The 13,228-nt window shown below is 56.5% G+C and carries 9 protein-coding genes and 5 tRNA genes; 4 read left to right on the plus strand and 10 right to left on the minus strand.

The window, feature by feature from the left end; all coding sequences use genetic code 11:
* The first annotated feature begins 137 nt into the window (after positions 1-137).
* A complete protein-coding gene (locus AC1Z1G_RS19705; protein ID WP_483621950.1) occupies positions 138-1,511 on the plus strand; it encodes a transposase in 1,374 nt (457 codons plus the stop codon).
* A gap of 1,359 nt (positions 1,512-2,870) precedes the next feature.
* Here the strand turns inward: AC1Z1G_RS19705 and AC1Z1G_RS19710 are convergent.
* Positions 2,871-2,947: transfer RNA gene (locus tag AC1Z1G_RS19710), tRNA-Arg, on the minus strand.
* A 212-nt stretch (positions 2,948-3,159) separates the two neighbouring features.
* Here AC1Z1G_RS19710 and AC1Z1G_RS19715 point away from each other — a divergent pair.
* Complete coding sequence (locus AC1Z1G_RS19715) at positions 3,160-4,191, plus strand: IS110 family RNA-guided transposase (protein ID WP_483621951.1); 1,032 nt, start codon at positions 3,160-3,162, stop codon at positions 4,189-4,191.
* A 283-nt stretch (positions 4,192-4,474) separates the two neighbouring features.
* Here AC1Z1G_RS19715 and phnN read toward each other — a convergent pair whose 3' ends face one another.
* Positions 4,475-5,059, minus strand: a complete 585-nt coding sequence (phnN, locus tag AC1Z1G_RS19720) for a phosphonate metabolism protein/1,5-bisphosphokinase (PRPP-forming) PhnN (protein WP_483627927.1) — start codon at positions 5,057-5,059, stop codon at positions 4,475-4,477.
* Positions 5,060-5,446: 387 nt separating this feature from the next.
* Here phnN and AC1Z1G_RS19725 point away from each other — a divergent pair, with 387 nt between their 5' ends.
* A complete protein-coding gene (locus AC1Z1G_RS19725; protein ID WP_347901530.1) occupies positions 5,447-5,773 on the plus strand; it encodes an Arc family DNA-binding protein in 327 nt (108 codons plus the stop codon).
* 156 nt (positions 5,774-5,929) lie between these two features.
* Here AC1Z1G_RS19725 and mgtE read toward each other — a convergent pair whose 3' ends face one another.
* Positions 5,930-7,372: a magnesium transporter gene (gene mgtE, locus AC1Z1G_RS19730; protein WP_347901531.1), complete on the minus strand. Its 1,443-nt coding sequence runs from the start codon at positions 7,370-7,372 to the stop codon at positions 5,930-5,932.
* Between the two features lie 320 nt (positions 7,373-7,692).
* Here mgtE and AC1Z1G_RS19735 point away from each other — a divergent pair, with 320 nt between their 5' ends.
* The gene (locus AC1Z1G_RS19735) at positions 7,693-8,208 is read left to right on the plus strand and encodes a cell envelope protein SmpA (RefSeq protein WP_483621953.1); all 516 of its coding nucleotides are present in this window, start codon (positions 7,693-7,695) and stop codon (positions 8,206-8,208) included.
* 19 nt (positions 8,209-8,227) lie between these two features.
* Here AC1Z1G_RS19735 and AC1Z1G_RS19740 read toward each other — a convergent pair.
* From AC1Z1G_RS19740 to alaS, 7 genes are all read right to left on the minus strand, one after another.
* A tRNA-Arg gene (locus AC1Z1G_RS19740) sits at positions 8,228-8,304 on the minus strand.
* A gap of 72 nt (positions 8,305-8,376) precedes the next feature.
* A tRNA-Arg gene (locus tag AC1Z1G_RS19745) sits at positions 8,377-8,453 on the minus strand.
* 70 nt (positions 8,454-8,523) lie between these two features.
* Positions 8,524-8,600 (minus strand) — tRNA-Arg (locus tag AC1Z1G_RS19750).
* Positions 8,601-8,708: 108 nt separating this feature from the next.
* Positions 8,709-8,799, minus strand: a tRNA-Ser gene (locus AC1Z1G_RS19755).
* Positions 8,800-8,861: 62 nt separating this feature from the next.
* A complete protein-coding gene (csrA, locus tag AC1Z1G_RS19760; RefSeq protein ID WP_002554426.1) occupies positions 8,862-9,050 on the minus strand; it encodes a carbon storage regulator CsrA in 189 nt (62 codons plus the stop codon).
* Positions 9,051-9,236: 186 nt separating this feature from the next.
* Positions 9,237-10,478: an aspartate kinase gene (locus AC1Z1G_RS19765; RefSeq protein ID WP_483621955.1), complete on the minus strand. Its 1,242-nt coding sequence runs from the start codon at positions 10,476-10,478 to the stop codon at positions 9,237-9,239.
* 90 nt (positions 10,479-10,568) lie between these two features.
* Complete coding sequence (gene alaS, locus AC1Z1G_RS19770) at positions 10,569-13,187, minus strand: alanine--tRNA ligase (RefSeq protein WP_483621957.1); 2,619 nt, start codon at positions 13,185-13,187, stop codon at positions 10,569-10,571.
* Between the last annotated feature and the right edge of the window lie 41 nt (positions 13,188-13,228).

The following is a 13,228-nucleotide window of genomic DNA, read 5'->3' on the forward strand; positions in this document are numbered from 1 at the left end:
GCAGGTGCGGTCGGTTGCATTTGCCCTGAATCAGATATTCGTTGACCGTCCGCTAATGGCCGATTCTGTTGAAAAAGTAGCTCCCCTGTCTGGCCTGCGGCAAAATCCGCGCATCGGCCAGCAGGGAAGCACGCAGCATGATGGGACAGTTATCGAGTGGGCAGGAACGGCTGTTTTACTCATTCAACCTTGAAGACCACATCCCCGCCAATCACCTTCTGCGTAGCATTGATCGGTGTCTCGATCTGAGCGACTTGCGCCATTACCTCGCCGATTTTTACAGCCCGATTGGGCGTCCGTCGATTGATCCCGAACTGATGATCCGCATGCTGATCGTGGGCTATTGCTACGGCATTCGCTCAGAGCGACGGCTGTGCGAAGAGACCCATTTGAACCTGGCGTATCGCTGGTTCTGCCGGTTGAGCCTTGAAGATGAAGTCCCCAATCACTCGACCTTTTCCAAAAATCGACACGGCCGTTTTCGGGACAGCGATCTGTTTCGCTGGCTGTTCAATGAAGTGCTGCGTCGTTGCATGGACGCTGGCTTGGTCAAAGGTGAAGGCTTTGCCGTGGACGCCAGCATCATCAAGGCGGATGCCAGCCGGCAGCGCGGCGTACCGGGTGATGAACCGGTCAACTGGAGCGATCCGGCCCTGAGCACCCGCGCCGTGCGTGAGTATCTTGAGGCGCTCGATGAAGAGGCTCTGGTCGAAACGCTACCGAAGCGCCTATCGCTGACTGATCCTCGAGCCCGCTGGACCGCAGCTCCAGGTGGCCCAGCGTTCTACGCTTACTCCACGAATTATCTGATCGATACCGAGCACGGCGTGATCATGGATGTGGAACCCACACCGGCTCATCGAACCGCAGAAGTCGAGAGCACCAAGACGATGATCGATCGGGTCGAAGCGCAGTTCGACATCAAGCCGGAACGCCTGATTGGCGACACCGCTTACGGTACAGCGCCGATGCTGGCCTGGATGGTGGAGGAAAAGGACATCGAGCCACATGTGCCGGTGTGGGACAAAACCGAACGCAAGAACGACAGTTTTTCGAGCAACGATTTCCGCTGGAATGAAGAGTCTGAGGAATACTGCTGCCCGGCTGGCAATGCATTACGTAGCGAATGGCGAGCCTTCAAGAACAAGCGTTCGCACGTCACCAAAGCCAACACCATCATCTTCCGATCCAGGCAGACCGACTGCGTTGCCTGTCCGATGAAAGCCAAATGTTGCCCGAACACTGCGTTCCGCAAGATCGCCCGCAGCGTCCATGAAGCCGCGCGCGATTTGGCTCGGCGCATCGCAACGACACCTGCGTACGTGCGCTCTCGCCACGAATGTAAGAAGGTCGAAATGTTGTTTGCCCACCTAAAGCGCATCCTGAAACTGGATCGCCTGAGACTACGTGGCATGAGTGGCGCGACCGATGAATTCACGCTGGCGGCCGCGGTACAGAACCTGCGACGGCTGGCTAAATTTACATCTCAAGGGCCACCTGCCACGGGATAGGTGCGCCTGCACTCAGCAAAAAACCTCAAATTAACCCACTAACTGAGCAGCAACGGTCAACGAAGGGCCGAGAAACCACTCAATGTGGTGAGTCGGTTCTTAGGCGATGGTCGTGCCTGAGTTCAGGTCAGCTGAAAAACCGACTTTTTCAACAGAATCGGCCGTTTTCTGCCTGTCGCGACTGACCAAAATCGATCCGCAGAGGACAGTCATCACCGATGTACGTGGTGGTTGGGTGCGCCGAATACGAATCTGTTGGAAAAGGATACAGATTTATTTTTCGTCGGGTTGCGAGTCCAAGCGTCCATTGCTGTGGTAGTTCATGAAGTCCCACATAGTTGGTGAAAGCTTCTCTTGGGAAGCAATCTGCCAGAATTTTCTTTCCCCCAGAGTCGGTTGCAACCACTTGATGAGCTCCTGCGCCGTATTGTGATGGCCAGTTCGGAGCCAGTACCTGAAGAGGTACTCGTTTTCCTGCCTCGGCAGCTGTGCCGCCTGGAGCAGTTTGAGGGAGTACCGGTAGTTCAGTGGCCACAGTCGCTTTAGAAAGTCGAGTCTCTCAGCGATTGGAAGGCCTGCTAGCCATTGCCTCACATGGGTATCCGCCGGAGCGGTACCAGATCGTGATGCCACCTGCTCCGGTGTGAAACGAGAGTAGTCCATGGTGTGCAGGGCCGAAGAGTCTAGGGGAAGATCTCATTCTGTCCTAAGCACAGGAATAACGGGGAGCTTTATCTTTACGTCAATCTCTGCTTTTGGCCGATTGTTACCCGAGACTTGGTCTGTGCACATGCGCTTCGGGAGCCAAGGCCGACCGTCCGCTCTTGGGTTACGCTCTACCCCTTTCCTCATACGAAGCATCGACGACCGCGGTGCGCTCACCCCAAGCGGTTTCAGCGATATCTCGGATGATTTCGGCTAGCGTCTCAACATCCACACCGGGGGCCTGGATGCAGGCCAAGCGGCCGCGCGACCAATCGATAACGGTGCACTGTGGGTACTTCCCTAGCAGCGCGGACAAGGCTTCCTCAGGCGGCTCTTTGCGGGTGTACATGAAGTCAAAGTACGGGGTGCTGGCGTCCTGAAGCGGGTACACCGGAGCCCAAGCATTTGATGGGCCAGGAAACCACATCGTAACGTTACGATGCGCCCATTCCGCCCCCCCGTGTTTGATACGGCGAAGTACTTCGATGATCGACTGACAATCGGGTATTCGGATCATACATTCCGCATAAAAAAGCCCCACCAGGTAGAACCCAAGTGGGGCTTTTTGTTGCCTGAAGCATTCCTACTGCACCCACCCTGCACCCATAAGAGTTAAGCGGAGAAATAAGAAGCTGCTGGAGGCCTTGAAAAATATGGTGTCCCAGGGCAGGTTCGAACTGCCAACCTTCCCCTTAGGAGGGGGATGCTCTATCCAATTGAGCTACTGAGACACAGGTGACCGCAATAGATTACGGTGAGATAGACGGCGTGCATGTTAAACGGCGCACCTGAATTTGTCATGTCATCCGAAGGGCTTTTTCAATGTAGGCATAGAGAGGTGTAACCGATCCGAAAGCAATGGGATGGACTCCTCCTCACTTCGGCATCTTGAGTGCCAGACTGAAAGTGCGAACCACAGTCAACAGTGAGAAGGAGTCCACACATGAAGCTTATGCGCATTGGGGTCGACCTGGCCAAGAACGTGTTTCAGATCCACGGCGTGGATTGTCATGAGCTACCCGTCTGGCGGCAGCGCCTACCGCGTGATCGCTGGCTGCAAACGGTGTTGGAGAAGATCGAACCTGGCTGTGAGATCGGGATGGAGAGTTGTGGCGGTGCACATCACTGGGCTCGGCAGCTACAAGCCCACGGATTTCGGGTGAAGCTGGTCGCGCCGCAGTTCGTCAAACCGTACGTCAAGAGCAACAAGAACGACGCGAACGATGCCGAGGCGATCTGCGAAGCGATGAGCCGTCCCAGCATGCGCTTCGTCGCCATCAAGACCATCGAACAACAGGATATCCAGGCGACGCATCGCATCCGGGCCGGCTTAATCGAACAGCGGACGGCCAAAGCCAATCAGATCCGTGGGCTGGTCGCCGAGTACGGTCTCGTTGCACCGAAGGAATTGCTGATGCTGCGTCGTGCAATACCATGCTGGCTAGGGGATGCGGATAACGGTTTGACGGCACGCTTTCGTCGTCTGCTGGATGGTTTGTGGGACGACCTTCGTGCGCTGGATGGGCGTATTTGCCAGCTCGATGGCGAGATCACTGCGATCGCGACAAACGAGCCGTCCGCCGTTCGCCTTCAACAGCTGCGTGGTGTCGGTCCAATGATCGCCACAGCGCTCGTCGTCGCTCTCGGTGATGCCCGTCAGTTTGCCAATGGCCGACAGTTTGCCGCCTCGCTGGGACTGACACCGAGGCAACACAGTTCTGGCGGTAAGGATCGACTACTCGGTATCAGCAAGCGCGGTGATACGTATCTGCGAACATTGATGGTGCATGGCGCACGCTCGGCGCTACGCACAGCCAAATCCAAAGAGGATCGGCTCAGCCAGTGGGCCGTTCGTTTAGCCGAGCGATCGCATCCCAATGTGGCCGCCATTGCGCTGGCCAACAAAACTGCACGCATGGCTTGGGCGATGCTGCGTCACGACACTGATTACCAACCGAATCAGGCAGCGGCCTGATCTATTTACCCGACGTGTTCTACGAGAGAAACAACTCTTAACCACGATTGCGAAGCAACCTGAACGATGGCAAACCGGTCGAACCGGCGTCGGCAAAACCCTCGAATGTCCAAGTGCGAAAAGCACGAAAAAGCGATCGGGAGCCGGCGCGCGAATAGCCCATCATGGCCCTGCATCGAAACGATGCCGTATTTAGAGGCCGAATATACGTGTGCAGTCGGCACGGGCGCCAAAGCAACGGGGCTTGCAATGAGGGGGAGTCCATATACGGACTGTCGAAAAATCAAACCGGTTCCAGTTTTCCAGCAAGACCTTCCTGCCTGAGCAAACCCAGAAAATGCTCAACCGTCGCTCCCAACGCCTCAGAATTATCCAAGCTTAAAATCCCCTCCGCCCCTCTCCCGGATGCCTGCGCCAAAAACAGTGAGTTACGCTGCAGTCTCGAGCCAATCTCCTCGGCGCTTTCGCGCTTGCGGCGCTGAAGCCGATCACGCAAGACCTCGGCTTTGACCGTCAACAGCACCGGCAACAGGCTCGGGAACCGTGCTTGTGCCTCAGCCAGATACCCTCGCGAACCATTGACTAGCACGTTACGCCCAGCCCCCAACCACTGATCGATCTCGATAGGGATGCCATAGTCGAGGCCATTGGCGTGCCAACTCAAGGCAAAACGCCCCGCCTCCCTGAGCCTGCGGAACTCATCCGGCGAAACACCCAGCGCTTGCTCTCCCGCGGACTCTTCCGAGCGGGTAATGATCCGCCGTGCCACTTTACAATTCATCTGAAGCAGAGAGGCTCGCGCCGCGTCGATAAGGCTGTCCTTACCAGAACCAGACGGCCCCATGAGATAAATCAGTCGCCCTGGCATCCGCTCATCACCCCACGTCGATTGGCTACCTAGTAAATCGGCCATTTGCCACTATCCTGTATAAGGTAAGGAACAAAGATCGAATCCGCATAGCATGCACGCTCAGGAGGTGTTTCGGCACCCACCTGTCGGGTAACAGGACGCGGTCAGAAATAGAGGCCTGAGTGATCTTTTCAAACCAGTCCGCATTTCTGATAATTGGTGCTGGCATAACGCCTTTATCCAGTTCAATATTTGTCACAGAATTGACGCCAATGATCTGGCAATTTTGAGGCATGATGCGGGCCTCAAATCAATTCAGGTTGAACATTTGGCAGCGATGCTTGTCCTACTGACATCCTGCGGCCAATTCCGAGAACCGCTCCCCTGAACTAACCGGTTAAATATATGCGCCCATTGAAACAGGCAATTTATTCCAGCCGTACGGCTGACAAGTTCGTCGTACGTCTGCCAGACGGAATGCGTGAACGCATTGCCGAGGTGGCTCGCAATCATCACCGCAGCATGAATTCCGAAATCATCGCACGCCTGGAACAGAGTCTTATTCAGGAAGGCGCGCTGGGTGAAGAATTGAGCATGCGCCTGGACAGCCCCGAGCTGTCGCTACATGAACGCGAACTACTTCAACGCTTCCGCCAACTATCCCACCGCCAGCAAAACGCGCTCGTCTCACTGATCGCGCACGATGCTGAAATGGCCGCAGAAGCCTCCTGATTTCATCCCGAAAGCTCAAGCCAGCGTCAAGCTGGCTTTTTTTTGCCTGCCATTCAGCCCCATAAACGCCGATGGCGCCCATAGGGCGCCATCGAACTATCACTCAACACCTGGAAATCCAGGGCCGCTAACCTAGGAAGGCCATGCAAAAACAACTCAAAGCAGAAAAATCGTCGCCAGCCCGAGAAAAATAAAGAACCCGCCGCTGTCAGTCATCGCCGTAATCATCACGCTAGCCCCCATTGCCGGGTCGCGACCAAGGCGCGCAAGGGTCATGGGAATCAAAACCCCCATCAACGCCGCCAGCAGCAAGTTAAGCGTCATGGCAGCCGTCATGACTACTCCCAACGACCAACTGCCATACAACAGATAAGCAACGACGCCGATCACCCCACCCCAAACCAGGCCGTTGATCAAGCCTACCGCCAACTCCTTACGCATAAGGCGCGAGGTGTTGCCCGTACTGACCTGGTCCAATGCCATGGCTCGTACAATCATAGTGATCGTCTGGTTACCCGAGTTACCACCAATACCGGCAACTATCGGCATCAACGCCGCCAGCGCCACCAGCTTCTCGATGGAACCTTCAAAAAGCCCAATGACCCGGGAAGCGACGAAGGCCGTGATCAGGTTGACCGCCAGCCATGCCCAACGGTTGCGCAAGGATTTCCAGACTGACGCAAAGATATCCTCCTCTTCACGCAGACCCGCCATGTTGAGCACTTCGTTTTCGCTCTCTTCACGGATCAAGTCGACCATTTCGTCGATGGTCAGACGGCCAATCAGCTTATCGTTCTTGTCCACCACCGGCGCGGAAATCAAGTCGTAACGCTCGAACGCCTGAGCGGCGTCATAGGCATCTTCGTCCGGATGAAAACTCACCGGGTCGCTGGCCATGACTTCCGAAACCTGCTTATCCGGATCGTTGACCAGCAGACGCTTGATAGGCAGCACGCCTTTGAGTACGCCGTCATAATCGACCACAAACAGTTTGTCGGTATGCCCAGGCAGCTCTTTCAAACGGCGAAGGTAACGCAATACCACTTCAAGGCTGACATCCTCACGGATCGTCACCATCTCGAAGTCCATCAGCGCCCCGACCTGCTCCTCGTCATAGGACAACGCAGAGCGGACGCGCTCACGCTGCTGACCATCGAGGGTCTCCATCAACTCGTGGACGACGTCTCGCGGCAGCTCAGGGGCCAGGTCAGCGAGTTCGTCAGCGTCCATCTCCTTGGCGGCAGCCAGGAGCTCGTGATCATCCATGTCGGCGATCAGGGTTTCTCGAACCGAGTCGGACACCTCAAGCAGAATGTCACCATCGCGCTCGGCCTTGACCAACTGCCAGACAGTCAGTCGCTCGGCAAGCGGCAAGGCTTCAAGGATGTAGGCGACGTCAGCGGAGTGCAGGTCATCGAGCTTGCGCTGCAATTCGACGAGATTTTGTCGGTGGACCAGGTGCTCGACCCGATCATGATGAGGACCTTCCTGGCGATGAGTCAGGTCTTCGACCACCCGCTGGCGCTGCAGCAGCTCAACGACTTGAGCAAGGCGGTCTTGCAGGCTTTCTTGCGTTTTCTTTACTTCTACTTCAGTCATAGGCGAACTCCACTCCCAGCAGCGGGGCACGCCGGAAGGATCAATCAGTCAATTCATGATTGGCAAAACAAGGTAATGAGTAACTACTGGGTAAGTCCATGGAGGTATTCCACAAGCCCCGGCGGGGCTGACGGGCGCAATCATACACCGCTTGGCGGCTTTAAACGTTAAAAAATCATGGCTAGAACAAGCGCTTGCGAGGCATAGCTGAGCCGAGCCCAAACCCACGCAACTGCGACGACGCATCCTGAAAGGAAAACACACCACCGACACAGAAAGCTGCGACTAACCTGTTAGCACACCGTCACGGAGGACGCTGAATGCCATCGAACGCACTGGCTGCCTTAACCCTGCCCCTGCTACTGATCACCCCCCTTCAAACCACCGCCACAACCATCCATCGCTGCGAGGACAGCGGCGGCCACATCACCTTCACTACACTTAGCTGCAGCCATGGCCAGAGCCTTTCACTGCAAAACATCGAGCGCCCCAGTCTCTTCAAACTGGACACAGCTTCACCAAGCGACAATTACCAAGAAACATCCGGCATGAATGCAAAACCGCAGCCCCCGACCATTGTTGGCCTGCCCGATGACAAGTGCGGAAACCTGATCGACGCCAGGCAGAGGCGCGTTGCGATCATCAATCAGCGAGTCATCAGAGGCATGAGCCAGCAAGACGTGGAAAGCGCCCTGGGCAGACCGGATAAAATCAATATTCGAGACACGACGACACGCTATCGCTACGAGACCAAAAAGGGTCGCAGTGCCGAAATCGTGTTCGATGAGAAAGGATGTGTAAAAGGCAAATCCCAGACAGCAAAAAGCCCGCGTTAGACGCAGGCTTTTTGGTGTATGGTGCACTCGACAGGATTCGAACCTGTGACCGCTCGGTTCGTAGCCGAGTACTCTATCCAGCTGAGCTACGAGTGCATTTTGTGTTTTTAGACCAGACCACAACTGGCTGAAGCCAAGTTACCTGCATGACTGCAAGCAACTCTTAAATGGTGCACTCGACAGGATTCGAACCTGTGACCGCTCGGTTCGTAGCCGAGTACTCTATCCAGCTGAGCTACGAGTGCATTTGTGTTTTAAACCAGACCACAACTGGTTGAAGCCAAGTTACCTGCATGACTGCAAACAACTCTTAAATGGTGCACTCGACAGGATTCGAACCTGTGACCGCTCGGTTCGTAGCCGAGTACTCTATCCAGCTGAGCTACGAGTGCATTTTGTTGCCGCGCATTATAGACCGTCTAATCTCTATTCCAACCACTTTTTCTAGTAATTTCAACAACTTACCGAAAAAGCCAGATTACAACGAACTACGAAAATAATGGCGGAGAACGGGGGATTCGAACCCCCGACACCCTTTTGAGGTGTACTCCCTTAGCAGGGGAGCGCCTTCGGCCACTCGGCCAGCTCTCCGCAACACGGGGCGTATCTTAACCAACCTTTTCCCCGTTTGCAAACATAAAAAGCGATAAAAATTAATGGCTTGGTTCTTCGTCCTTCTCTTTCTTTATACGCAGGTAGATTTCCTCACGGTGAACCGCTACCTCTTTGGGTGCGTTAACGCCAATACGCACTTGATTTCCTTTAACGCCGAGCACGGTCACGGTGATTTCGCCATCACCAATAATCAGGCTTTCTGCGCACCGACGAGTCAGAATCAGCATACCTTTCTCCTCACGCATTTCAGTTCAGGGACAACAGTCTGCAAAAAAAAGGCATTCGACCTACAACCAGAACGATCGCAGCCCTACACGCCTAAGTATTGACTAGCGCGAGCAAAAGAACAGTTTTGTGTCGCGCCATTCAAAAAAACAAAGGGCGCGGTCAGACCGCGCCCCCTGGGCAACGCATCACTCGCCCTGTCGGGCCGGTGCGTCCAGTTCGAAAGCTGTGTGCAGGGCGCGCACAGCCAGTTCCAGGTACTTCTCTTCGATCACGACCGAAACCTTGATTTCCGACGTCGAGATCATCTGGATGTTGATGGTTTCCTTGGCCAGGGCTTCAAACATGCGGCTGGCGACACCTGCGTGAGAACGCATGCCGACGCCGACAATCGATACCTTGGCAATCTTGGTGTCGCCAACGACTTCCCGCGCACCGATCTCGCGAGCGGTGTTCTCCAGCACGGTCTGCGCCGCCTGATAGTCGTTGCGGTGCACAGTGAAGGTGAAGTCGGTGGTGTTATCGTGCGCAACGTTCTGCACGATCATGTCGACTTCGATGTTCGCGGCACTGATCGGCCCAAGGATCTTGAAGGCCACGCCCGGGGTGTCTGGCACGCCACGGATGGTCAGCTTGGCTTCATCGCGATTGAAAGCGATGCCGGAAATGATCGGCTGTTCCATGGATTCCTCTTCATCAATAGTAATGAGGGTACCCGGACCCTCCTTGAAGCTGTGCAGTACGCGCAGCGGAACGTTGTACTTGCCGGCGAACTCGACCGCGCGGATCTGCAACACCTTGGAACCGAGGCTGGCCATTTCCAGCATCTCTTCAAAGGTGATCTTGTCCAGGCGCTGAGCCACGGGCACCACACGCGGGTCGGTGGTGTAGACACCGTCGACATCCGTGTAGATCTGGCACTCGTCAGCCTTCAAGGCCGCCGCCAATGCCACGCCGGTGGTGTCGGAGCCGCCACGCCCCAGCGTCGTGATGTTGCCGTGCTCGTCAACGCCCTGGAAGCCGGCGACAACCACCACACGACCGGCCTTCAGGTCACCGCGAATTTTCTGGTCATCAATCTGCAAGATACGCGCTTTATTGTGCGCACTGTCCGTCAGAATTCGTACCTGGTTACCGGTGTACGACACCGCTGGCACGCCGCGCTTGATCAGCGCCATGGCCAGCAATGCAATCGTCACCTGCTCACCGGTCGAAACGATCACGTCCAGCTCACGAGGGACTGGTTGATCGTCGCCACTGATTTGCTTGGCCAGATCGATCAGACGGTTGGTCTCGCCGCTCATTGCCGACAGCACGACCACCAGGTCGTCGCCGGCATCGCGGAATTTCTTAACCTTGTCGGCGACCTGCTCGATTCTCTCGACAGTGCCGACTGAGGTGCCTCCAAATTTCTGTACGATCAAAGCCATTTCAAAGCCGCCTCTGCCCATGAAGGGCGCCCAATAATCACTCAAACAGCCGCCGGGCCCGCCACTAGACTGCGGGCCGGGCAAACTGCCTTATAAACCCTGCTCTACAAATGGAACGGTCAGCGCCAGTGCCGCATCCAGTGCGCCAGCGTCGGTACCACCGCCCTGCGCCATGTCTGGACGACCACCGCCCTTCCCGCCCACTGCCGCAGCGGCTTGCTTCATCAAATCACCGGCTTTGAGTTGGCCAGTCAGGTCTTTGGTCACACCAGCAACCAGTACGACCTTTTCCTCATGGACACTGCCGAGCAGGATCACTGCGCGGCCGAGTTTGTTCTTCAGTTGATCGACCAGCGCCAGCAGCGCCTTGCCATCCTGACCGTCGAGACGCACGGCCAGCACTTTCACGCCTTTGACGTCCAGCGCAGAAGCCGACAGATCGTCGCCTGCCGCGCTGGCAGCCTTGGCTTGCAACTGCTCGAGTTGCTTTTCCAGCAGACGGTTGCGCTCAAGCACAGCCGACAGCTTGTCGATCAGGTTGTCGCGGCTGCCCTTGACCAGGTTGGCCGCTTCCTTGAGTTGCTCTTCCGCAGCGTTCAGGTACGCCAATGCTTGCGCGCCCGTGACCGCTTCGATACGACGCACGCCAGACGCCACACCGCCTTCGCTGATGATTTTCAGCAGGCCGATGTCGCCGGTACGGTTGGCGTGGATACCGCCACACAGTTCGACGGAGAAATCGCCCCCCATGCTCAGCACGCGCACATTGTCGCCATACTTCTCGCCAAACAGCGCCATGGCGCCTTTTTGCTTGGCGGTTTCGATGTCGGTTTCTTCGGTTTCAACGGCGGAGTTCTTGCGAATCTCGGCGTTGACGATTTCTTCCAGCGCCTTGATCTGCTCAGGCTTGATGGCTTCAAAGTGGCTGAAGTCAAAACGCAGGCGCTGGCTGTCGACCAGCGAGCCTTTCTGCTGAACGTGCTCGCCCAGCACCTGACGCAATGCGGCGTGCAGCAAGTGAGTCGCGGAGTGGTTCAGCGAAGTGGCGTGACGTACGTCAGCGTCCACTTGAGCCTGAACCGGCGAGCCAACGGTCAGGCTGCCCGAGTCCAGCACACCGTGGTGCAGGAACGCACCGCCGGTCTTGGTGGTGTCGCGCACGTCGAAACGCGCAGCGCCAGCCTTGAGGAAGCCGCAATCACCGATCTGACCGCCGGATTCCGCATAGAACGGCGTCTGATCGAGAACGACCACGCCCTCTTCGCCTTCGCTCAATACGTCGACCGATTGCCCGTCTTTATACAGAGCAACGATTTTTGCCGAACCGCTGTGAGCGGTGTAGCCGGTGAACTCGGTGGCCACATCAACCTTGACCAGGCTGTTGTAGTCCATACCGAAGGAACTGGCCGAACGGGCACGGACGCGCTGGGCTTCCATTTCGCGCTCGAAGCCTGCTTCGTCGATGGTCAGGCTGCGCTCGCGAGCGATGTCGCCGGTCAGGTCCATCGGGAAGCCGTAGGTGTCGTACAACTTGAACACCACGTCGCCAGGCACTACATCGCCTTTGAGCTCGGCCAGATCCTGCTCGAGGATCTTCAAGCCCTGTTCCAGGGTTTTGGCGAACTGCTCTTCTTCAGCTTTCAGCACACGCTCGATGTGCGCCTGCTGGGACTTCAGCTCAGGGAAGGCTTCACCCATCTCGGCAACCAGTGCACCAACGATCTGATAGAAGAAGCTGCCTTTGGCGCCCAGCTTGTTACCGTGACGGCAAGCGCGACGAATGATCCGACGCAGCACGTAGCCGCGACCTTCGTTGGACGGCAGCACGCCGTCGGCGATCAGGAAACCGCATGACCGAATGTGGTCAGCCACGACTTTCAGCGAAGCCTGGTTGTCGTTGGTGCAACCGATGGCCTTGGCCGAAGCGCTCAGCAGGCTCTGGAACAGGTCGATTTCATAGTTCGAGTGAACATGCTGCATCACCGCACTGATCCGCTCAAGGCCCATGCCGGTATCCACCGACGGCGCTGGCAACGGATGCAACACGCCATCGGCGGTGCGGTTGAACTGCATGAACACGTTGTTCCAGATTTCGATATAGCGGTCGCCGTCTTCCTCTGGCGAACCCGGTGGGCCACCCCAGATGTCAGCGCCGTGATCATAGAAAATCTCGGTGCAAGGACCGCACGGGCCGGTATCGCCCATGGTCCAGAAGTTGTCGGACGCGTATGGCGCGCCTTTGTTGTCGCCGATACGGACCATACGCTCAGCCGGAACCCCGACTTCCTTGGTCCAGATGTCATAGGCTTCGTCATCGCTGGCGTAGACCGTGACCCAGAGTTTGTCCTTGGGCAGGCTCAGGACCGAGGTCAGGAAAGTCCAGGCGAAGGTGATCGCATCACGCTTGAAGTAATCGCCGAAGCTGAAGTTACCCAGCATTTCAAAGAAGGTGTGGTGACGAGCGGTATAACCGACGTTTTCCAGGTCGTTGTGCTTGCCACCGGCGCGAACGCACTTCTGGCTGCTGACGGCGCGGGTATACGCGCGCTTTTCCTGGCCCAGAAAGCAGTCCTTGAACTGGTTCATCCCCGCGTTAGTGAACAGCAGGGTTGGGTCGTTGCCCGGAATCAAAGAGCTGGAGGCTACACGGGTGTGGCCTTGCTCTTCGAAGAAGCGAAGGAAGGCTTCACGGATTTCTGCGCTTTTCATTAGGTTCTTCCACGGAGGCTGCGGCCAAAGGCCTGTGCGAA

Source organism: Pseudomonas sp. JL27(2026) (genome assembly GCF_056933555.1).